Origin of the sequence: Dietzia sp. Die43, assembly GCF_024519835.1 — a bacterium.
Classification (GTDB): domain Bacteria; phylum Actinomycetota; class Actinomycetes; order Mycobacteriales; family Mycobacteriaceae; genus Dietzia; species Dietzia kunjamensis.
On record NZ_JALJRF010000008.1, the window covers coordinates 55,030 to 76,555 of the forward strand.

Consider the following 21,526-nt stretch of genomic DNA (forward strand, 5'->3'; position numbering starts at 1 on the left):
CGACAGCGCGGGCAGGGGACGAACTCGCTGGACACGTCTCAGGCCCGGGTCGTCACACGACCCGGGCCTGTTCGAGGGGGTACCCATCAGGGTGTTTCACACACTCCAAGTCTGGAAGAGAGAACTTCTACCCCTCCGAGTATGACGGAAGTACGCCCCGAGGGCATCGGCTAGATGATCGGGTCGCCTTCGCGCCTGGCCTCGGCGGCCTCCTTGACGAAGCCACGGACGAGGACGGCGAGGACGCCGGCCACGATGACGGGCCAGATCAGGACGTAGATCGTGAGAAGGATCGGTGTCATTGTCAGCTGCCTTCCTTCCTAGACGCGGACGAGGTCGTCGTCGTCGTCATCGGTTCGGACGTTCTGGTCGCGGCCGTCGTCGTCGGACTGCGCCTCGAGGGCCTCCGCCGATTCCGCCGTGTCGTAGTCGGCGGTGCGGGCGGCGATCTTGGCGAAGTCGAAGTCCATCGAGCTACGGAAGGACATCGCGGCACAGACGATCGTGCTCACGGCGTACGCCACGAGCGAAGCGGTCAGGGTGTCGTAGTCACGCAGGAAGCCGAAGATGAACGGCGCACTGCCCAGGGCCGCGATCGCGCCGACGACCAGCGCCGGGCGCAGGCCGAAGAACCCGAAGACCATCAGCCCGAGCACCACGCCCACGCCGATCACCGCCAGCGCCTCGATGCCGTACGCGAGCACGCCGCTGTCCGGGATGGCACCGAAACGGGTCGGCAGGAACACCGCGAGCGCCGCGAGCACGGACACGGTGAAGGCCATGTTGGTGACCTTCTTCCAGTAGAAGCTCGCGATCACCGGGAACACCAGGGCACCCCACAGGGCACCCACGAAGACCAGCAGGTCCAGGATGTTGAAGCGGATGTTGGCGAACACCAGCGCCGCAGCGGTGGCGACGACCATCGTCAACCGGCCCACGATGAGCATCGTGCGCGGGTTGGGCACCTTGCCCTTGCTGCGCAGGCTCTGCCCGTAGACGTCGGTCATGGCGATCGACGACATGGCCGACAGGTCGGAGTCCGCGGTCGACGACAGCGAACCGATGATCATGATGAAGAACACCGCGACCAGGACGCCCGGCAGGTACTCGGCGGCCACCTGCGGCAGGATGTTGTTGGGGTCGCCGTCCACGGGATCGATACCCGCGTACAGGGCGAGCACGCCCACCATGCCGATGCCGATGATCGTGGCGCCGTAGCCGATCGTCGCCGTGATGAACGTCGGCTTGATCAGGTCCTCGCGCACCGCGAACAGTCGCTGGGCGATGGTCTGGTTGCCGATCGCGTAGGCCAGCACGGCCGCGATGTACGGCGCGCCCTGGTTGAGGAACGCGTCCGAGGAGAAGAAGTTGCTCTGCTGCGGGGTGAGGTTGGCCGCACCGCTCGAGAACACCTCGACGCCGCCGAGGAAGAAGAACATCGACGGCACGATGATGATGACCGCGCCGAGCATGGCCAGCACCTGGGCGAAGTCCGTGAGCACCGAGGCGCGGAAGCCGGACCACAGCGTGTACAGCAGCACACCGGCGGCGATCACGATGATGCCCTGCATGAAGCTGAACGGGCTGAGCATGGCGATCAGCGCGCCACCGGCGATGAAGTTCGACGTCAGCGAGATGACCGAGCCCAGGATGTTGGAGCCGGCCAGCATCAGCTGGGAGGAGCGCCCGTGGCGCGCGAACATGACCTCGGCCAGGGTGTGAGCTTGGGGCGCGACCTTTCGGATGCGCCGGCCGAAGGGGTAGATGAACAGGATCATCAGGGCACCCCAGAGCCCGTAGTGGATCGGTCCCGACACACCGTAGAGGTAGCCGGAGTTGACCGAGGCGTACATCGACGAGGCCCAGATCCAGGTGGCCGTCATCGACGCGGCCGAGATGCCGAACCCGATCCGGTGACCGGCCGTCATGTAGTTGTCAGCGTTCTCGTCCTTGCGAGCGATCCGCATGGACATGACCATGGTGCCGCCGTAGAACAGCAGCAGTAGCAATACAAGCGCAGTCGCACTCAGCGCGGGAGAGCCGAGCAAATCCATATCTGCCTTTCTCTCTTTTATTGTCAGAACAACGGGCCCAGCATAGAGAACCCTGACGGGAAACTGAGAATCGCCAAGGTGAGAGGCATTGTCGGGAGGTCCAAAATGGAGTCCGCTCCCCACCGTTCGACGGCCTGCGACCCGGTCACGGAATGGAGGAAAACCCCAAACAGACCTCGGTGCCGAGGCCGATGCTCAGGGAATGTTGTGGATGAACGTTGCCAGATCACCGACCCCAGAAAGTTGCGGACGGATGCAAACATTGCGGGTCCTGCCTGCGCCAATGGCCCAAAATCAAGCGGCAGCAGTCGGCCCCGGCGAGTGTGCGCTCCGCGAACGGAGTGCCGTCAACTTAAGAGTGAGGCCATACCCCTCAGCAGGTGACTGCGAGGACCACCCATCGGCCGGGCGCACCCGTGGGCGGCTCGGCGGCGGGCTGGTCGGCGGCGTGCGGGAGGCGGGTGGTCCCGAGGTGCGGATCAGTACCGGCTGGTGCGGTGGGGCCACGCGGCGCGCCAGTCGTCAGCGCTGGCCTCGGCCGCGGGCACGGGCAGCCGCGACTCCGCGGCGCTGACGGTCTCGGCGAACTCGCGGACCACCCGTCGGTACTCGACCTCCGCCGAGCCGGAGCCGTCGGCGTCGGAGGCCTCGTCGGAGCCGTCGGCGTCGTGGGCGGCGGCGTCGGAGGCGTCGGAGGCCTCGTCGGCGGAGTGGGCGGCGGCGTGGAACAACCCCCCGGCATCGACGTGGACGACGCGCATCCGATCGGGCACGAGATCGTCGGGGATCCCGGCCGACCGGACGCGCTCGAGCACCTTCTGCCCCAGGGCCAGCGCGGGCATGTCCCAGGAGATCCCCTCGACCACACCGCGCGGCGGGCGACCGGCGCGCTCGGCGGCCTTGGCCTCCTGCCACAGTCGGTCCTGCTCGGCGGCATCGAGGGCCCCGGGCCCACGACCGGGCCCGTCGGTGAACCAGTACGGCGCCCGGCGTCGGAGCTTGTCGAGCAGCGCCCCGGCCACGTCCTGCACGTCGAACGGCGACTCGTCCCGCTCGGCCCCGATCGCGGAGTGGAACAGCACCTGGAGCAGCAGGTCGCCGAGCTCGGAGACCAGCTCGTCACGGTCGCCGTCGGCCACCGCGTCGACCAGCTCCCACGACTCCTCGAGCAGGTACGGCAGGAGCGAGGCATGGGTCTGGGCGGACTCCCACTCGCCGTCGCGGCGGATGCGGGCCATCACCTCGACGGCCTCGGCCAGCCGGTCGCCGCCGCCCGTCGAGAAGAGGGTTTCGCCCGTATCGGTCGAGTGGACTCGTGCGAAATCCTCTTCTCGGCGGGGATCGCGGGCGCCGCCGGCGCCACCGGGGCCACTGGGGCCGCTGGGGCCGCGGGCGCCGCCGGGGCTTCCGTGCCCGCCCCCGCCGCCGCCCGAGTCCACGCCGCCGGTCACGACGCGGGCGCCGTCTCCGGCTGGATCACCGGGTTCGACCCCTCCGGATCCCCGGCCATCGCCGTGAGGAAGTCGGCGGCGTACTGCAGCATCTCGTCGTCGCGCGCCTTCTCCCCACCGGCACCCGCACGCGCGCCGGCCGCCTTGGGCAGCGGGAGCAGCACGGTCTTCTGCGTGGCCCGGTACTGGGCGGCCGGGTACATGCGCTTGAGGCGCATCTGCTGCGAGTCCAGCAGGTCGAGCGGGCCCACGCGCAGGCGCGAGCCGGCCAGGACGATCTCGCGGACCCGGTACTTCTGTGCGACCAACCGCAGCCGCGAGACGGACACCACGCGGCGGGCCTCGGCCGGAAGCGGCCCGTAGCGGTCGAGCAGCTCCTCGACCACCGCGTCGATATCGGCGGCCTCCCTAGCCTGCGACAGCTTGCGGTACGCCTCCAGCCGCAGCCTGTCGCCGTCGACGTACTCCACCGGGATGTACGCGTCGACGGGCAACTCGATGCGGATTTCGCCGACTTCCTCCTCGACCTCGACCTTCTCCCCGTCGGCAACCGCGCGGTAGGCCTCCACCGCCTCGCCCACGAGACGGATGTAGAGGTCAAAGCCGACGCCCGCGATGTGCCCCGACTGCTCGGCACCCAGAACGTTGCCGGCGCCGCGCAGCTCGAGGTCCTTCATCGCCACGGCCATACCGGCCCCGAGGTCGTTGTTCTGCGCGATCGTCGCGAGCCGGTCGTACGCGGTCTCGGTGAGCGGCTTCTCCGGGTCGTAGAGGAAGTAGGCGTACCCGCGCTCACGTGACCGGCCCACGCGGCCTCGCAGCTGGTGCATCTGCGACAGGCCAAGCTGGTCGGAGCGGTCCACGATGAGCGTGTTGGCGTTGGAGATGTCCAGGCCCGTCTCGACGATGGTCGTACACACCAGCACGTCATAGTCGCGGTTCCAGAAGCCGCCGACCGTCTGCTCGAGCTGCTCCTCCCCCATCTGCCCGTGCGCCACCACGACGCGCGCCTCGGGCACCAGGTCGCGGATCTTCGCGGCGGTGGAGTCGATGGTCCGCACGCGGTTGTGGACGTAGAAGATCTGCCCCTCGCGCAGCAGCTCGCGCCTGATGGCGGCGGCGACGTGCTTGTCCGAGTGCGCGCCCACATACGTCAGCACGGGCAGCCGCTCTTCGGGCGGGGTGAGGATCTGGCTCATCTCGCGGATGCCCGCCAGCGACATCTCCAGGGTGCGCGGGATCGGGGTGGCGGACATGGTGAGCACGTCCACGTGGGTGCGCAGGGACGTGATGTGCTCTTTGTGCTCCACGCCGAAGCGCTGCTCCTCGTCCACGATCACCAGGCCGAGGTTCTTCCACCTCACGCCCGTGGCGAGCAGCCGGTGTGTCCCGATCACCACGTCCACTGTCCCGTCCGCCAACCCGGCGAGGATCTTCCTGGCCTCGGCGTCGGAGGTGAAACGGCTCAGTCCACGGATCGTCACGGGGAAACCGGTCATCCGCTCGGCGAACGTGGCCAGGTGCTGCTGCGCGAGCAGCGTGGTCGGCACCAGCACCGCGACCTGGGTGCCGTCCTGCACGGCCTTGAACGCGGCGCGCACGGCGACCTCGGTCTTGCCGTAGCCGACGTCGCCCACCACCACGCGGTCCATGGGGGCGGTCTTCTCCATGTCGTGCTTGACGTCCTCGATCGCCGTGAGCTGGTCGACGGTCTCGGTGAAGGGGAACGCGTCCTCCATCTCGCGCTGCCACGGGGTGTCGGGGCCGAAGGCGCGCCCGGGCGCGGACTGCCGCTTGGCGTAGAGCTGGACGAGCTCGGTGGCGATCTCGCGGACGGCCTTGCGGGCCTTGCGCTTGGTGTTCTGCCAGTCGGCGCCGCCCATCTTGGACAGCGTCGGTGCCTCGCCGCCGACGTAGCGACTGAGCTGGCCGAGCGATTCCATGGGCACGTAGAGCCGGTCTCCGGCCGCGCCGCGCTTGCCGGGCGCGTACTCGATGACCAGGTACTCGCGCCGCGAGGAGCCGTCGCCGCCGCGCACCTGCCGCTCGACCATCTCCACGAACTTGCCGATGCCGTGCTGGTCGTGGACGACGAGGTCGCCGGCCTTCAGTGCCAGCGGGTCGACCTGGTTGCGGCGCTTGGAGTGGCGGGCCTTGGGGCGGGTGGTGGAGCCGAGGCGGTTGCCGGTGAGGTCCGTTTCGGAGACGACGACGAGGTCATCGGCCACCCCGGCGGCGCCAGCGCCGGTGGTGAGCGAGAACCCGCCGTGCAGGACGGCCTCGTAGACCGACACGAGTCCGGAGGCGGGCTCGGATCCCGCCGTCGCGGCCGTGGCGGGGACCTCGGCCTCGGACAGGCGTTCCAGGATGCGGGCGACGGTGCCGTGACCGGGCACGACCATCGCGGCCCGGCCGCCGCCGCCGACGAGCGCGCGGAGCCGGACGAACATGGCCTCCATCTCGGAGTCCTTGCCGCGCGGGGCGGGCGGGTCGCCGGCGGGGACGGTGATGACCGCGCCGTCCTCGGGGTCGGTGAGGAACCCGGGCGGGACGAGCTGCCACCACGCGCGGCCCGCCTCGGTGGCCTCGGAGCGGACGGCGGAGAAGGTGCGGTAGCCCGACCCGGACAGGTCCAGCGTCTCGCTGTCCACGGGGGCGTCGCCGCCCATGGTGGCCGCGGTCCACGAGGCCTCAAGGAACTCCCGACCGGCGGAGGCCAGGTCGGCGGCGCGGCGGCGGACCTTGTCCGGGTCGCACACCACCACGCGGGTGTCGGCGGGCATGAGCATCGGCAGGGTCGTCATGTCCTCCGGCACGAGCACCGAGGTCAGGGCCTCCATGCCGTCGCGCGGGATGCCCTCGGCCAGCGAGTCCAGCAGCTCGGCGAGCGTCGGGTTGGCACGGTGTTCGGCGGCCAGCTCCCCCGCCCTGGCCCGCACGGCGTCGTCGAGCAGGAGCTCGCGGCACGGGAACAGCACCGCGGATTCCACCTCGCCGTCGGGCAGGGAGCGCTGGTCGGCCACGGAGAACTCGCGGATCTCGGCGATCGTGTCGCCGTCGAACTCGATGCGCAGCGGGTGGTCGGCGGTGGTCGGGAAGACGTCCACGATGCCGCCGCGCACCGCCACGTCCCCGCGCCGGGCGACCATGTCCTCACGCAGGTACGCGAACTCGGCCAGCCGAACCATGAGGTCGGTGGGGTCCAGCTCGGCGCCCTTGGCCAGCCGCACCGGCTCCCGGCGGGCCGCGCCGGGCGAGATCGGCTGCACCACCGACCGCGCCGCCGCCACGACGATCCCCGGGGGCCGCCCCGACAACACCGAGTTCAGCACCTCGAGCCGGCGACCGATCGTGTCCGCCGCCGGCGAGAGACGCTCGTGCGGCAAGGTCTCCCAGCTCGGGAACTGCGCCACCTCGTCGTCGTACAGCCCCGACAGTTCGTCGGCCAGTTCCTCGCACTCGCGTTCCGTGGCCGTCACCACCAACAACGGGGCGCGCTGCGCCACGGCGGCGACGAGGAACGGCCGCAGCGCCTCGGGCGCCCGGACCACCGCCGCGTCGCGGTCCAGACCGTCGCGCAGGTCGGTCAGCGCCGGGTTGGCCAGGACCGCACCCGCCAGACCGGACAGTGCGGCGGCCGCGGGAGTGGTGGCGGGGGCGGTGGTGGTCACGCGTGTGGATCCTCCGGGTAGGGGGTTCGTCGAGCGGGGGTGTGCGGGTCGCACGGGTAGTGGGACGCACACCTGAAGGGCCGCAGATCCACCACTCTAACCGCGCACCCGCCCCTGTAGCCTGTGCGTATGCGCGAGACCACAGACGCCGAGCACGTCGACCCCCGGCCCGTCGAACCCGGGCACGACGACCCCACGGGCGCCCCCGCCGGCCCGGTGACGATTTCCCCCGCCGCGGCCACCGCCGACGACGCCGCCCACGACACGATCGGCGCGCGCGTGTTCACCGACCGGTGGATCGGCGTGCTCCTCACCCTCGGCTCGGCCCTCGCGCTGGTCGCGTCGTTCGAGCTCAGCCTGGACAAGATCCGGCTGCTGGAGAACCCGGACTACACGCCGGCGTGCAACTTCTCCATTCTCATGAGCTGCAAGAGCGTCATCAACTCCGAGCAGGGGGCGGCGTTCGGGTTCCCCAACCCGTTCATCGGGCTGATCGGGTTCGGCATCGTGATCGCGATCGGCGTCGCCGCCGCCACGGGTGTGCGGTTCCCGCGCTGGTACTGGGTGGGTGCGCTGCTCGGGCTGACGTTCGCCGCCGGATTCGTCCACTGGCTGGCCTACCAGTCGATCTTCCAGATCCGGGTCCTGTGCCCGTGGTGCATGGTGGTGTGGGCGGCCACCATCCCCATGTTCTGGTACACGCTGCTGCACGTGTTGGCCAAGCTCACCCGGGCGCGGTGGGTGCGCGCACTGCAGCGGTGGCACCTGGTGCCCGTGGTGGTCTGGTACCTCGCGGTGGCCGGGGTCATCCTGTGGGCGTTCTGGGACTTCTACTGGGCCGACTTCTTCGCCAACCTCTGACCGGCCGTGGAGTACACCGGGGTCGACGTCGTGATCCCCGCCCACGATGAGCAGGACCTGCTGGCGGGCTGCCTCGACGCGCTCGAGGACTGCACCGCCGCCACCCCGGTCCCGGTGACCGTGACGGTCGTGCTGGACTCCTGCCGCGATGCCACCGAGGAGATCGCGCGGGGCCGGGCCCGGATCGTGCGGACGAGCGCCCGCAACGTCGGCATCGCCCGCGCGCGCGGGTTCGACTCGCTGCGGCGGCCCTCATCGTCGGCGCCCGGCTCCGTGCCGTCCCCCTCGCGGCGCTGGTACGCGACCACCGACGCCGACTCCCGCGTGCCCCGCACGTGGCTCACCGACCAGCTGGCGGTCGCCCGCTCCGGCGCCGACGTGGTGGCGGGCCTGATCGCGGTCGACGACTGGTCGGACTGGACCCCCGCCACCCGGCTGAGCTACCTCGAGGGCTACCACCCGGGCCCCGGCCACCGGCACATCCACGGCGCCAACATCGGCATCTCCGCCCGCGCCTACCGGCAGCTCGGCGGCTTCGACCCGCTCCCTGTCCACGAGGACGTCCAGCTGGTCCGGCGCGCGCAGGAGGCCGGACGGACGGTGGCGTGGTCCACCGCCGCGCCGGTGATGACCTCGGCCCGCCGGACCGCGCGCGCCCCCGGGGGCTTCGCCGGCCACCTCGCCGCCACGGAATGCGCCGCCACGGAATGCGCCACCACCGAACGCGCCGCCAGCGCAGGGACCACCGCGTCATGACCGCGTGTCCGCGAGCAAGGAGGCCCCGTGAGCAACACTGACGTGCCCCCCGGCGGCTCCCCGGACGCCGCTTCGTCCGCCGACCTGGCCCGCGAATGGGTCCGCGCCGGCCGCGCCGACCTGCCCCTGCCCGCCCGCGGCGACACCCGGACGAGATGGTCCGAGCTCACCGCGATGTGCACCCGGGACGTCTCCGCCGGCCGCCTGGTCGAGGCCCACGCCGACGCCGACGCGATCCTCGCCGAGATCTCCGGCACCCGCGTGGGGCGCGACGAACTGTGGGGCGTGTGGGCTGCCGAACCGCCGATGCCCGTGCTCCGCGCCCGGCGCGTGGGCGGGGGCTCGGGCGGGGGCTCGGGCGGAGACTCGGGCGGCGGGTGGGTGCTCGACGGGGTCAAGGCCTGGTGCTCCGGCGGCGACGTGTGCACGCACGCCCTGGTCACCGCGTTCGACGACGACGAGCCGCGCCTCTTCGCCGTCGACCTGCGTCAGCCCGGTGTCGCGCCCCGGGCGGGCGGCTGGGCGCACCCGGGGATGGCGGGCAGCCGTACCACCTCCGTCGAATTCACCGACGTGCCGGCCCGCTCCGTCGGGGACCACCGCTCCTACCTCGAGCGGGCCGGGTTCTGGCACGGTGGGATCGGGGTTGCCGCCTGCTGGCTGGGCGCCGGGATCGCCGTGGCCCGGCCCCTGATCGCGCGGGCGACCCGGCCCGACGTCGACCCCCACGCGCCGGCCCACCTCGGCGCCGTGGACGTGGCCCTGGGAGGGGCGTCGTGGGCGCTGGACGCCGCCGCCGCGGAAGTCGATCGCGACGGACCCGGCGCCGACCTCACCGTCGCGCGCCACCGGGCCGTGCGCGTGCGGGCGATGGTCGAGGCCGCGGTGGACGAGACCATCCGACGCGTCGGCCGGGCGCTCGGCCCGGGACCGCTCGCGATGGACCCGCGCCACGGGCAGAACGTCCTCGACGCCGAGGTGTACATCCGGCAGTTCCACGCCGAGCGTGACCTCGCCGGGCTGGGCGCCACCGCCCGCACCCACGGCGGGTGGGCGCGATGACCACCGATCCCGCCGAGGGCGGTTCCACCCACTGGACCGGCATCGGGCTCGACGACCGCGGCACTCCCCACGCCGCCTGGGACGCCTGGTTCGGCGGGCGTGCCGCCGACCCGGAGCTGACCGTACCGTCCGGGGTCCGGCGGGTGGTCGTGGTCGCGCCGCATCCCGACGACGAGATCCTCGGCGTGGGCGTCACCGCCGCCCGGTTCGCCGCAGCCGGGGTGGAGGTGGTGATCGTGGCCGTCACCGACGGCGACGCCTCGCACCCCGACTCCCCCACGGTGACGCCCGCGCGGCTCGCCGCGCTGCGGATCTCCGAGAGCCGACGCGCCTGCGCGGCCCTGAGCCTTCCCGAGCCGGTGCGGGCCGGACTGCCAGACGGCGGGGTCCGCGGGCACGAGACGCGTCTTGCCGACGCGATCGCCGAGGCGATCGGTGACGTCCCCGGCGAGGACTGCGTGGTGCTCAGCACGTGGCGCGGAGACGGCCACCCCGATCACGAGGCCTCCGGACGCGCGGCCGCCCGGGCCTGCGCCGCCACCGGAGCGCGCCTGGCGGAGTACCCGGTGTGGACCTGGCACTGGGCCGAGCCCGGCGATCGGCGCGTGCCCTGGAACCGGCGGCGCCGCGTCGTGCTCACCGACGCCGAACTCGCCGCCAAGCACGCTGCCGTCGCGGAGTTCGTTACCCAGGTCGCTCCGCTGTCCGATCGGCCGGGGGACGAGGCGATCCTGCCCGACTGGATCCTCGACCGCCTGGTCACGCGCTCCGAGACGGTGTTCTGGTGAGCACCCCGGGCCACTACTTCGAGGAGATGTACTCCGGGTCGGCAGACCCCTGGGACTTCGCCGGCTCGTGGTACGAACTGCGGCGCTACGGGCTCCTCGTCGCCTCTCTCCCCGAACAGCGGTACCGCGTGTGCTTCGAGCCCGCCTGCTCGGTGGGGGTGCTCACCGAGATGCTCGCCGAGCACTGCGACGAGGTGCACGCGGTGGACGTCGTCGACACCGCCGCCGAGCAGGCTCGCGCGCGCATCGACCGCGCGGGGTTGGACCACGTGCACGTGCGCACCGCCGACGCGTTGGACCCGTGGCCCGGACGGTCCTGCGACCTGTTGGTGCTCTCGGAGTTCCTCTACTACACGCCGGTCGACGGGCTCGACGACCTACTCACGGCGCTGCTGCGGCTGGCCGAACCCGGTGGGACCGTCGCGGCCTGCCACTGGCTGGGGCGGTCGGACGACCACGCCTGCCACGGCGAGGACGTCCACGCCGCACTCGCACGCCGCGTCGACCTCACGCGGCTCGTCCACCACCGCGAGGAGGGTTTCGTCCTCGAGGTCTTCCGTCGCACCTGATGGCCGGCTGCAACTAGTCCGCCTGCGTCTCCGGCGTCGACTCCGGCTGCGGTTTCGAAGCCGACTCGGACGCCGACGCCTCCGCCTCCGCCTCGGCTCGAGAGACGAGGTGCACGATCGCCTCGGTGTGTAGCCGGAACAGCTCCGTGACGTCGGCGTCCCCGGTCAGGGACGCGAGGAAGATCCCATCGCCTCCTGCGAGGGCATAGGTGGCGAGCACCCGGGCATCCGCCTCGGGTAGCCGCGGACGGACCCGCCGGAACTCCGCCGCGATGCGCTCCAGGGCGTCCCCGCGCAGACGCAGATAGATTCCCCGGGCGGCCGGCTCCACGGGACGCTGCTCCAGCGCCAGCATCAGGCCCAGCCGGAGGAAGTCCGGGGACTCGCGGAACGTCCGGGCCACGCCCAGGCAGAAGGCGGTCACGCGCTCCCGCAGGGCTTCGCCCTCCCCGCGGGTGACCTGGCCCAGCCACAGCTCGACGCTCTCCTCGACAACAGCCGCCAGCAGTGCGTCCTTGTCCGCGAAATGCCAGTAGATCGAGCTCGCCGGGAGCCCGCTCGCCTTACTGACCTGCGCGATCGAGGTCCCCTCATACCCTCGTTCACCGGCCACCTCGGCGGCCGCCTCGATGATCCGGCGCCGGGACTCCCGGCCCTTGGCACGGGTGCGCCTGCCAGTGGACCCCGTTGGCTTCCCCGCCATTCGCTCCCCCGCTCCCTGTGTCCGGCGACTCATTGCGAATCGCCCCGGATCACACTTACCGTAGTGATCACTACAGTACCGCGCGACGGCAGACGCCAGCGCAGGAAAGGTGGAGAAATGATCGAATCACTGACCCGGAACTGGTGGGTCCAACTCATCCGCGGAGCACTGGCGATCGCCCTGGGCGCGACCGCACTGGCCTCCCCCACCACGGGCATGACGCTCGCGGTGTTCCTCGTGGCGGCCTTCGCCATCGGTGACGGCGCCATGACCATGACGACCGGAGTGGCACTTCCGGAACGGACCCCCGGCCGCGGTGGCCTCATCCTCGCCGGCGCCGGATTCATGATTCTCGGGCTGGTCGTCCTGTTCTGGCCCGGCATCTCGGCCACCGCGTTGATCCTGCTGTTCGCCGCCTGGCTGGTGGCCTCCGGCGCCCTCGTCGCCTACGGAGCCCAGACCCTGCGCTCCGAGATCCCCGACTCGTGGGTCATGGTGACGCTCGGCGTGGTCCTGGCGGTGGTGGGACTCGGGCTGGGCGTCGTGGGCCCGGCGGCGGTCGACACGGTCCTCACCTTCGCCGGCTGGTTCGGTCTCGCCGTCGGCGCGGTCATGGCCGCCGTGGCGTTCCGTCTCCGCGCCGACTCCGACCGGCTCGATGGCCGGGTGGCCGTCGCAGCCTGAACCGCGCCACCCTCAGCCCCCGGCAAGGGCCGGGGAGCGACCTACTACGGGCTTCCGGGCCCCGGGCGCATGTCGCGACCCTGCGGTGTGCCACCGGGGTGGCTCGGCCCGCTGTACTTCTCGAGGACGTCGACCTCCAGCGTCGGCGAGGGATCGAGATGCGAGAGGCCGTTGAAACAGAGGTTGACGATGTGCGCGGCGACCTCTTCCTTGGGCGGCGTGCGGGCGTCGAGCCACCACTGGGCGGTCCCGGAGACCATCCCGACCAGGGCCTGCGCGTACACACTGGTGGTGATGGGGTCGAACCCGCGGGCGACGAACTCCTCCTCGAGGATGTAGGTCACGCTGGCGGTGGCGTCGTTGAGCAGGGTCGAATACGAGCCCCCACCCACGGGGGACGATTCGCGCACGAGAATACGGAAGCCGTCCGTGCGCTCCTCGACGTAGCGCAGCAGCGCCATCGCCGCGCGCTCGATGCGCCGCCGCGACCCCTCACCCTGCAGCGCCTCGGTGATCTCCGCGCCGAGGTAGGCGAGCTCGCGGTCGCACACGACCGCGTAGAGCCCCTCCTTGCCTCCGAAGTGTTCGTAGACCACCGGCTTGGACACGCCCGCCGCGGCGGCGATGTCCTCCACCGTCGCGGCGTCGTAGCCGTTCTCGGCGAAGATCCGTCGGCCGACCTCCACCAGCTGCTGCCGCCGCTTGGCGGCGGACATCCTGGTCCTCGGTGTCGGTACGCCCACGCCCGTCATGCCCCACCCCTTTTTCTGATACCCCGAGGATAGCCACGCGCGAATTCCGCTCCCCCCCGACCGGCGGCAACACTGCTGCTCACGGCGGCCAGGGCCCATCGGTGCGCAGGTGCGCACCGATGGGCCCGATCTCATGTGCCAGACTGGTGACGGCCCGTTCGCGGGCCGTTCCCCCGTGGTGTAATCGGCAACACTCCTGATTTTGGTTCAGGCATTTCAGGTTCGAGTCCTGGCGGGGGAGCTAGAAGATCCCGCCGAAGATCCCCACGGCCAGCACCAGCAACAGGATCGCGATGATCGCGAACACCGCCAACGCCGGTTGCCGTGCGCGCCGCGGCTTCTTCTCCACCTCGGCATCGGGCTGGAAGGCCGGGTCCTGCCCGGGTTGCCCGGGTACGTTCGTTCCGGTCACGTGAATCGCTCCTCTTCCATCCGGGCGTAGGCCTCCAGCAGCTCGAGGGCGTGCTCTCCGGCAGCACCCTCCGCTAGCAGGCCCGTACGCATCGACTCCGCCATCTCTCTACCGTGCGGGAACGGCGGCAGCAACGGCATGTCCGGGTCGGTGATCGCATCGATCACTGTCGGCCGGTCCGCGAGGAACGCCTCCTCCAGGGCGGGAACGAGCTGGTCGGGGTCGTCCACGCGCACCCCGCGCAGCCCCAGCAGCTCGGCGTAACCGGCCACGTCGAACGGCGGCACGTCCTGCGACCGGGCGAACCGCGGCTGGGCCTCGCTCTCGCGCTGCTCCCAGCTCACCTCCGCCAGGTCCCGGTTGCTGAGCACCACGATCACCATCGTCGGGTCCTCCCAGCTCGGCCACGCCTCGGAGACGGTGATGAGCTCGTTGATCCCCAGCATCTGGATTGCCCCGTCGCCGGCCAGGACCGCGACGGGCTTGGCGGGCGCGGTGGCCTTGGCGGCGATCGCGTACGGGATCCCGCAGCCCATCGACGCCAGCGTGCTCGACAGGTGCGCAGGGACGGTCGTCGGCAGGCTGATCTGTCGGACGTAGTGGTAGACGCTGCTGCCCACGTCCACGGCGAGCCGCGCATCGTGGGGCAGGCGCTCGCCCAGTCGCCGCGCGACCAGCTCCGGGTTCAGCCCGCGCGCCGGCACCCCGGAGCGCATCCGGGAGATCTCCCACCACTGCCCCACCCATTTCTCCACGTCGCCGCGCCAGGCGGAGCGGTCGCGATCGGCCACGCGTCCGGTGAGCTCGCGCAGCGCTGCCGCGGCGTCGCCCACCATGCCGACCTCGATCGGATACCGGTTGGCCAGGTGCACCGGGTCGAGGTCGATCTGCACGGCCCGCGCCCGCCCGGGCTCCGGGTAGAACTCGGTCCAGGGGTCGTTCGATCCGACGATGAGGAGGGTGTCGCAGTTCTGGAGGATGCGCGCGCTCGCCGTCGTCCCCAGATGGCCCATGGTCCCGCCCACCAACGGCGAGGACTCGTCCACGTAGGGCTTACCCAACAGGCTCATCGTCACGCCGGCGTCCAGGCGCTCGGCGAGCTCCATCAGTTCCGCCTGCGCACCGGCGACGCCGCGCCCGGCCAGGATCGCGATCCGCTCCCCCGCGTCGAGCACCTCCACGGCGCGCGCCACGTCGTCGTCGCGGGGGGCGGTGACCCCGTGGGTCCATTCGGGGGCGGTGACCACCACCCCGTGCTCCTGGTCGAGGTCCTCGCCCAGCTCCGGGGCCTCCGCGTTCTGCACGTCGTGGGGAAGGATGACGACGACGGGGGTCCGGTGCGTCAACGCGGAGCGGAACGCCCGGTCGATCACCATGGGCGCCTGCTCGGCCGACGACACCGTCTGCAGGTACGGCCCGGCCACGTCCGCGAAGACGTTGCCGAGGTTGATCTCCTGCTGGTAACCCGAACCGAGCACGCTGGTGTGCTGCTGCGCGACGAGCGCCACCACGGGCACGCTGTCGAGTTTGGCGTCGTACAGGCCGTTGAGCAGGTGCATCGCGCCGGGGCCCTGCGTGGAGGTCACCACCCCGACCGCGCCCGAATATTTGGCGTCGGCCACCGCCATGAACGCCGCCGACTCCTCGTGGCGGGCCCGCCCGAACGTCGGGGCGATCTCGGCGCGCTGCAACGCGCCGAGCAGCGGGTTGTTGCCGTCCCCGGCGTAGCCGTAGATCCGTTCGACGTCCCAGGCCACCAGTCGTTCGACGACGAGGTCGGCCACCGTCCTGTCCGTGGTCATACGCGTGCCCCTTCCGCTCGTCAGCCGTAGTGGCCCCACCGTAGGGGGCGCACCCGCGGCCCTCCACCGGTCATGGTGGCGCGGGCCCGCGGAACCGGTTGTCCGGCGGGTGGGGTGGTCCTATCGTCCGGGCATGGACACCGATCTCAAGGCACTCGCCCTGGTGTGCTCGCTCAAGGCCTCGCCCGCCGAGTCGAGCAGCGACCTCATCGCCCGGCAGGTCCTCGACGAGCTCGCCGGTCACGGCGTGACCGGGGAGACCGTCCGGGTCGCGGATCACGACGTCCGTCCGGGGGTCGACGACGACATGGGCGACGGCGACGAGTGGCCCGCCATCCTCGACAAGGTCCGAACCGCCGACGTCCTCGTGTTGTCCACGCCGACGTGGCTCGGCAATCCGTCCAGCATCGCGCAGCGGGTGCTGGAGCGTCTCGACGCGCAACTGTCGGCCACCGACGACGAGGGCCGTCCCGCGATGTTCGGCAAGGTCGCCGTGGTCGCGGTGGTGGGCAACGAGGACGGCGCGCACAAGATCGTCGCCGACATGTTCCAGGGCCTGAACGACATCGGGTTCACGATCCCGGCGCAGGGCTGCACCTACTGGAATAACGAGGCAATGAACCCGGTGGACTACAAGGACCTCGACTCCACGCCGTCGGCCGTGGCCTCGACCATCACCACGCTGTCGTCCAACGCGGTGCACCTGGCGCGGTTCCTGCGCCGCGAGCAGTACCCGGCGGTCTAACCCTTGGTGCCGCGCTCGACCGCGCTGCGGACGGTGTAGCGCAGGAACGCCGGGAAGGCGATCGCGCAGATCACCACGCCGATCACCACCAGCACGCCCCCACCCGACGCGGCGACCGCCGTGCCGACCGACGCGGCGGCCACGCCGTGCGCCACGTCGCCGATCCGCGGACCGCCGGCCACCACCACGATGAACACGCCCTGCAGCCGGCCGCGCATCTCGTCGGTGGCCGAATCCAGCAGGATCGCCTGGCGGAACGCGGCCGAGATCATGTCGACGGCGCCGCCGAACGCCAGCGCGGCGAGCGCCAGCCACAGCCACCACGCGGAGCCGCCGGGCGAGGCCGCGCCCACGAACACCCCGAACGCGACCATCGCCGCGCCCCACAGCGCCACGCACACCAGCACCGCCAGGCCCTGCCTGCGCACGCGCGGGATCCACCCGGAGAACACCCCGCCGGCCACGGCGCCCACGCTCATCGCGGCGAACAACAGACCGAGGGCGGTCCCGCCGGTCGCGGGGTCGCCGAAGGACTCGGTGGCGATCTGTGGGAACAGCGCCCTCGGCATGCCGAAGACCATCGCGATGATGTCCACCAGGAACGAGGCCAGGAGGATGCGACGGGTGGCCAGGTAGGCGAACCCGTCGATCACCGACCGCAGCCCGGCCGACCCGCGCTCCCCCGCAACCGGCTGCGGCGGGAGCCGGAACACCGCGTACAGCGTGGCCAGCAGTGCGACGGCGGTGAACAGGTACATCGTGGACAGTCCCAGGACGGGGATGAGGATGCCCGCGGACAGGGGCCCGACGATCGCCCCGAACTGCATCACGGTCATGTTCAGGGCCGAGGCGGAGGCCAGCTGGTCGGAGGGGACGATCCGGGGGATGATCGCCGAGCGGGTGGGCTGGTTGACCGCGAAGAACGCCTGCTGCACCGACAGCAGCACCATCACCACCCAGACGTTCCGGTTGCCCGCCGCGGCCTGAGCCCAGAACAGCAGTGCGGTCACGATCAGCCCGGTGGTGGTGACCATGAGCAGACGACGCCGGTCGAGGGCGTCGGCCAGCGCGCCGCCCCACAGGCCGAACACCACGAGCGGCACCAGCGCGAACACGCCGGTGAGCCCCACATACGCAGAGCTGCGGGTGATCTCGAAGACCTGCTGCGGCACCGCGACGATCGACAACTGCGCCCCGATGACCGTGACGATGTTGGCGAGCCACATCCTGCGGAAGTCCGGCTGCCGCAGTGGCCGGGTATCCGCCAACTGGCGCCTCAGGACTGACACGCGGGGCAGGCCACTCCGCCTCAAGACGGTTCGAATCGTCGGAGTCACCCTCTATCCTTGGGGCTCTGTCCGCCTTGGGAGCCTGTCCCCTCGCCGGACGTACCCGGACCCATCCATCACCACCACCGTGCGCGCGGCGCGCCGAGGAGACTTGATGACCACACCCGAGACCGACCGTTCAGCGCCCGACCGCCCACAGACCGCGGTCATCGTCCTGGCCGCCGGATCCGGCACCCGGATGAAGAGCGCCACCCCCAAGATGCTGCACCGGGTGTGCGGGCGGACGATGCTCGGCCACGCACTGCACGCCGCGGCGGGGCTCGAACCGGACGCGATCGTCGTGGTCGTCGGCCATCAGCGCGACCAGGTCTCGGCGGCGGTCGACGAGTTGTCGGCCGAGCTCGGCGTGCCGGTCTCCACCGCGGTGCAGGAGGAGCAGAACGGGACGGGCGACGCCGTCGCGGCCGGGATGAAGGGACTGCCCGCCGACTTCTCGGGCACCGTGCTCGTCACCACCTCGGACATCCCCCTGCTCGACGCCGACACCCTGCGCGAGGTCGTGACGCGCCACGACCTGCGACCGCGCGCCGCGGTCACCGTCCTGACGTCGACGGCACCCGACCCCACGGGGTACGGCCGCATCGTGAGGAACGACGACGGCGAGGTGCTGCGGATCGTCGAGCACAAGGACGCCTCGGAGGACGAGCGGGCGATCGACGAGGTCAACTCCGGCATCTACGCCTTCGACGCCCTCGTCCTGCGGGACAAGCTCGGGCAGCTGGGCACGGACAACTCGCAGGGCGAGCTGTACCTCACCGACGTCATCCAGCTCGCGCGGCGCGACAACGGCCTCATCCGCGGGCACCGTGTCGAGGACCCCGATCTGGTCGCGGGCGTCAATGATCGCGTGCAGCTCGCAGCCCTGGCCGGCGAGATGAACCGTCGCCTCTGCGAGTCGGCGATGCGGGGCGGCGCGACGATCGTCGACCCGTCCAGCACGTGGCTCGACGTCGGCGTGGCCACGGGCCGCGACGTGACGATCCTGCCGGGCACCCATCTGACGGGCGCCACCGAGATCGGCGACGGTGCGACCGTCGGACCGGACACCACGCTGCAGGACACCGTGGTCGGCGAGGGCGCCACGGTCGTGCGTTCACATGCGGTGCGCGCCACAATCGGGGCTGGCGCGGAGGTGGGCCCGTTCGCCTACCTGCGGCCCGAGGCGGACCTGGGCGAGCGGAGCAAGATCGGCACGTTCGTCGAGGTCAAGAAGTCGACGATCGGGGCGAACACCAAGGTGCCGCACCTGACCTACGTGGGCGACGCGACGATCGGCGAGCACACCAACATCGGGGCGTCGAGCGTGTTCGTCAATTACGACGGGGTGAACAAGAACCGTACAGTGATCGGCGATCACTGCCGCACCGGTTCGGACACCATGTTCGTCGCACCTGTGACCGTCGGAGACGGGGCCTATTCGGGCGCGGGTACCGTGATCAAGGACGACGTCCCACCCGGAGCCCTCGCGGTCTCGGGCGGACGACAGAGGAACATCGACGACTGGGTGATCGAGAACCGGCCCGATTCCGGTTCGGCAGAGGCCGCCCGTCGTGCCCGGAACGACTCCCAGAAGGACGGACTCACGCAGTGAGCGAGTGGATCGACAACCAGAAGAACCTGATGTTTTTCGCGGGGCGCGCGCACCCCGAACTCTCCGACCAGGTCGCCGCCGAACTGGGCGTCGAGGTCACCCCCCAGACCGCCAGGGACTTCGCCAACGGCGAGATCTTCGTCCGCTTCGAGGAGTCCGTCCGCGGCTGTGACGCGTTCGTGCTGCAGAGTGCCCCGGCGCCGCTGAACAAGTGGATCATGGAGCAGCTCATCATGATCGACGCGCTCAAGCGGGGAAGCGCCAAGCGGATCACCGCTGTCCTGCCGTTCTACCCGTACGCGCGGCAGGACAAGAAGCACCGCGGCCGTGAGCCGATCTCGGCCCGTCTCATCGCGGACCTGCTCAAGGCCGCCGGCGCGGACCGCATCATCACGGTCGACCTGCACACCGACCAGATCCAGGGCTTCTTCGACGGTCCCGTGGACCACATGCACGCCCAGGGCCAGCTCTCGGACTACGTCCGGCAGCACTACGGGACGGACAACATCGTCGTGGTCTCCCCCGACGCCGGCCGCGTCAAGGTGGGCGAGAAGTGGGCCGACGCCCTCGACGGCGCGCCGCTCGCGTTCGTCCACAAGACCCGCGATCCCAACGTGCCCAACCAGGTGAAGTCCAACCGCGTGGTCGGTGACGTGGAGGGCAAGACCTGCGTCCTGATGGACGACATGATCGACACCGGTGGCACCATCGCCGGCGCCGTCAAGGTCCTCAAGGACGCCGGTGCCGGCGACGTCATCATCGCCACCACCCACGGCATCTTCTCCGATCCGGCCGCCGAGCGTCTCGCCAACTGCGGGGCCAAGGAGGTCATCACCACCGACACGCTGCCGATCCCGCCGGAGAAGCGGTTCGAGAACCTCACCGTGCTGTCCATCGCGCCGCTGCTGGCCCGGACCATCCACGAGGTCTTCGAGAACGGGTCGGTGACCAGCCTCTTCAACGGGAACGCCTGACATGACCGCGGACCCGGCGGGGCGCGCCACGATCTACCACAACCCCCGCTGCTCCAAGTCCCGGCAGGCGCTGGAGCTGCTCCGCGAGCGGGGTGTGGAGCCGACGGTCATCAAGTATCTCGACACTCCCCCGGACGTCGAGCAGCTGCGCACCCTCATCTCCGACGCCGGCCTGACGGTGCGGGAGGCGGTGCGCGTCAAGGAAGCCGAGTTCACCGAGCTCGGCCTCATCGACGCCTCGGATGACGACCTGCTCGCGGCGATGGTCGCCCATCCCCGGCTCATCGAGCGGCCCTTCGTCGTCACCGACAAGGGCACCCGCCTCGCGCGTCCCACGGCGGCGGTCGAGGAGATCCTCTGACGCCCCGCCGCTGACGGTGCGCCGTCGCCGCGTCCGAACCCGCCGCACCCTTGTCCGGGAGCGGCGGGTTCGCTGCGATTTTGGGCCCCGCACCCCTCGGCGCTAGGCTGGTCGGGTCATCTCGGCGAGGGAGGACCCGCATCAACCCGGGTCACTCCGTTATCGACGCGATCATTGTCGGCGTGGTCCCGGTGGACCGGCCCGGCGATCGTCTCGATCGCCGAGGAGGTCATCACCCGTAGGGCGTCCCGCTCTCCCACCCGACGAAAAGGCGATCATGGCCAAGGAAATCAACAACCTCAAGACCTCCACCCGCACCGAGTTCGGCAAGGGCTCCGCCCGCCGCGCCCGTCGTGAGGGCAAGGTCCCCGCGGTGCTGTACGGCCACCACACCGAGCCCCGCCACCTGCTGCTCGACGCGCTCGAGTTCGCCGCCGTGCTCCGCGCGCACGGCACCAACTCCCTGCTCACCCTCGACATCGAGGGCGAGGAGCAGCTCGCGCTGCCCAAGCAGATCGACGTGCACCCGCTGACCCGCATCATCGAGCACACGGACCTGCTCGTCGTGCGCAAGGGCGAGAAGGTCGTCGTCGAGGTCTACGTCGTCCTCGAGGGTGAGGCCGCCCCCGGCACCCTGGTCACGACGGACGCCGACTACATCGAGATCGAGGTCGAGGCCACCGATATCCCCGAGGAGTTCACTCTCTCGGTGGAGGACGTCGAGGCCGGCACCCAGTTCACCGCCTCCGACATCACGCTGCCCGCCGGCGCCACCCTGGTCTCCGACCCGGAGACCCTGCTGGTCAACGTCATCGAGGCGCCGTCCGAGTCCGACCTCGAGGAAGACGAGGAGGCTGCGCCCCAGGGCGAGGCCGCCGAGGACGCCGCGAAGGCCGCCGAGGAGGGCTGATCCTCCCCGCGTGAACCACGCGAACGCCGCC

Annotated in this window: 20 protein-coding genes and 1 tRNA gene; 12 read left to right on the forward strand and 9 right to left on the reverse strand. The window is 71.0% G+C overall.

The window, feature by feature from the left end; translation table 11 throughout:
• Positions 1 to 170: 170 nt before the first annotated feature.
• The 4 genes from NR111_RS08370 to mfd all read right to left on the reverse strand — a co-directional run bounded on the left by NR111_RS08370 (position 171) and on the right by mfd (position 7,176).
• The gene (locus tag NR111_RS08370; protein WP_096907137.1) at positions 171 to 302 is read right to left on the reverse strand and encodes a putative transporter small subunit; all 132 of its coding nucleotides are present in this window, start codon (positions 300 to 302) and stop codon (positions 171 to 173) included.
• A gap of 18 nt (positions 303 to 320) precedes the next feature.
• Positions 321 to 2,054 (reverse strand): sodium:solute symporter family protein, encoded by a 1,734-nt coding sequence (locus NR111_RS08375; protein ID WP_256820543.1) that lies wholly within the window; start codon positions 2,052 to 2,054, stop codon positions 321 to 323.
• Positions 2,055 to 2,533: 479 nt separating this feature from the next.
• The gene (locus tag NR111_RS08380) at positions 2,534 to 3,505 is read right to left on the reverse strand and encodes a MazG nucleotide pyrophosphohydrolase domain-containing protein (protein ID WP_256820544.1); all 972 of its coding nucleotides are present in this window, start codon (positions 3,503 to 3,505) and stop codon (positions 2,534 to 2,536) included.
• Positions 3,502 to 7,176: a transcription-repair coupling factor gene (gene mfd, locus NR111_RS08385; RefSeq protein WP_256820545.1), complete on the reverse strand. Its 3,675-nt coding sequence runs from the start codon at positions 7,174 to 7,176 to the stop codon at positions 3,502 to 3,504. Before mfd ends, NR111_RS08380 begins: the two co-directional genes overlap by 4 nt.
• A 129-nt stretch (positions 7,177 to 7,305) precedes the next feature.
• On the opposite strand from mfd, the gene NR111_RS08390 reads away from it, so the two are divergent.
• From NR111_RS08390 to NR111_RS08410, 5 genes are read left to right on the forward strand one after another with little or no spacing between them, the layout of a single operon-like run.
• Entirely contained in the window at positions 7,306 to 8,037 is a 732-nt protein-coding gene (locus tag NR111_RS08390; protein WP_256820546.1) for a vitamin K epoxide reductase family protein, read from the forward strand.
• 6 nt (positions 8,038 to 8,043) lie between these two features.
• Positions 8,044 to 8,793, forward strand: coding sequence for a glycosyltransferase (locus tag NR111_RS08395; RefSeq protein ID WP_256820547.1), 750 nt, complete (start codon positions 8,044 to 8,046; stop codon positions 8,791 to 8,793).
• Positions 8,794 to 8,820: 27 nt separating this feature from the next.
• Positions 8,821 to 9,855, forward strand: coding sequence for an acyl-CoA dehydrogenase family protein (locus tag NR111_RS08400; RefSeq protein WP_374210703.1), 1,035 nt, complete (start codon positions 8,821 to 8,823; stop codon positions 9,853 to 9,855).
• Positions 9,852 to 10,643: a PIG-L deacetylase family protein gene (locus tag NR111_RS08405; protein ID WP_256820548.1), complete on the forward strand. Its 792-nt coding sequence runs from the start codon at positions 9,852 to 9,854 to the stop codon at positions 10,641 to 10,643. The genes NR111_RS08400 and NR111_RS08405 overlap by 4 nt, the downstream gene beginning before the upstream one ends.
• A complete protein-coding gene (locus NR111_RS08410) occupies positions 10,640 to 11,212 on the forward strand; it encodes a class I SAM-dependent methyltransferase (RefSeq protein WP_256820549.1) in 573 nt (190 codons plus the stop codon). The genes NR111_RS08405 and NR111_RS08410 overlap by 4 nt, the downstream gene beginning before the upstream one ends.
• 13 nt (positions 11,213 to 11,225) lie before the next feature.
• Here NR111_RS08410 and NR111_RS08415 read toward each other — a convergent pair whose 3' ends face one another.
• Entirely contained in the window at positions 11,226 to 11,915 is a 690-nt protein-coding gene (locus NR111_RS08415) for a TetR/AcrR family transcriptional regulator (protein WP_083249785.1), read from the reverse strand.
• A 117-nt stretch (positions 11,916 to 12,032) separates the two neighbouring features.
• On the opposite strand from NR111_RS08415, the gene NR111_RS08420 reads away from it, so the two are divergent.
• Entirely contained in the window at positions 12,033 to 12,599 is a 567-nt protein-coding gene (locus NR111_RS08420) for an HdeD family acid-resistance protein (protein WP_256820550.1), read from the forward strand.
• A 44-nt stretch (positions 12,600 to 12,643) separates the two neighbouring features.
• Here NR111_RS08420 and NR111_RS08425 read toward each other — a convergent pair whose 3' ends face one another.
• Positions 12,644 to 13,315, reverse strand: a complete 672-nt coding sequence (locus tag NR111_RS08425) for a TetR/AcrR family transcriptional regulator (protein ID WP_067713378.1) — start codon at positions 13,313 to 13,315, stop codon at positions 12,644 to 12,646.
• A gap of 205 nt (positions 13,316 to 13,520) precedes the next feature.
• On the opposite strand from NR111_RS08425, the gene NR111_RS08430 reads away from it, so the two are divergent.
• Positions 13,521 to 13,592 (forward strand) — tRNA-Gln (locus NR111_RS08430).
• Here NR111_RS08430 and NR111_RS08435 read toward each other — a convergent pair.
• Positions 13,593 to 13,763, reverse strand: coding sequence for a hypothetical protein (locus tag NR111_RS08435; RefSeq protein WP_167457817.1), 171 nt, complete (start codon positions 13,761 to 13,763; stop codon positions 13,593 to 13,595). It lies immediately after the preceding tRNA gene.
• Complete coding sequence (locus tag NR111_RS08440; protein ID WP_256820551.1) at positions 13,760 to 15,565, reverse strand: thiamine pyrophosphate-requiring protein; 1,806 nt, start codon at positions 15,563 to 15,565, stop codon at positions 13,760 to 13,762. The genes NR111_RS08435 and NR111_RS08440 overlap by 4 nt, the downstream gene beginning before the upstream one ends.
• A gap of 133 nt (positions 15,566 to 15,698) precedes the next feature.
• Between NR111_RS08440 and NR111_RS08445 the strand changes: the two genes are divergently transcribed.
• Positions 15,699 to 16,310 (forward strand): flavodoxin family protein, encoded by a 612-nt coding sequence (locus tag NR111_RS08445; RefSeq protein WP_256820552.1) that lies wholly within the window; start codon positions 15,699 to 15,701, stop codon positions 16,308 to 16,310.
• On the opposite strand, the gene NR111_RS08450 is transcribed toward NR111_RS08445, so the two are convergent.
• Positions 16,307 to 17,590: an MFS transporter gene (locus tag NR111_RS08450; protein ID WP_256820613.1), complete on the reverse strand. Its 1,284-nt coding sequence runs from the start codon at positions 17,588 to 17,590 to the stop codon at positions 16,307 to 16,309. The two genes, NR111_RS08445 and NR111_RS08450, sit on opposite strands and share 4 nt — an antisense overlap.
• 163 nt (positions 17,591 to 17,753) lie before the next feature.
• On the opposite strand from NR111_RS08450, the gene glmU reads away from it, so the two are divergent.
• The 4 genes from glmU to NR111_RS08470 all read left to right on the forward strand — a co-directional run bounded on the left by glmU (position 17,754) and on the right by NR111_RS08470 (position 21,495).
• Entirely contained in the window at positions 17,754 to 19,250 is a 1,497-nt protein-coding gene (gene glmU, locus NR111_RS08455) for a bifunctional UDP-N-acetylglucosamine diphosphorylase/glucosamine-1-phosphate N-acetyltransferase GlmU (RefSeq protein ID WP_256820553.1), read from the forward strand.
• Entirely contained in the window at positions 19,247 to 20,224 is a 978-nt protein-coding gene (locus NR111_RS08460) for a ribose-phosphate diphosphokinase (protein WP_067713365.1), read from the forward strand. Before glmU ends, NR111_RS08460 begins: the two co-directional genes overlap by 4 nt.
• A gap of 1 nt (position 20,225) precedes the next feature.
• Entirely contained in the window at positions 20,226 to 20,585 is a 360-nt protein-coding gene (gene arsC, locus NR111_RS08465) for an arsenate reductase (glutaredoxin) (protein WP_067713362.1), read from the forward strand.
• Positions 20,586 to 20,862: 277 nt separating this feature from the next.
• Complete coding sequence (locus NR111_RS08470) at positions 20,863 to 21,495, forward strand: 50S ribosomal protein L25/general stress protein Ctc (RefSeq protein ID WP_154828260.1); 633 nt, start codon at positions 20,863 to 20,865, stop codon at positions 21,493 to 21,495.
• Positions 21,496 to 21,526 lie beyond the last annotated feature (31 nt).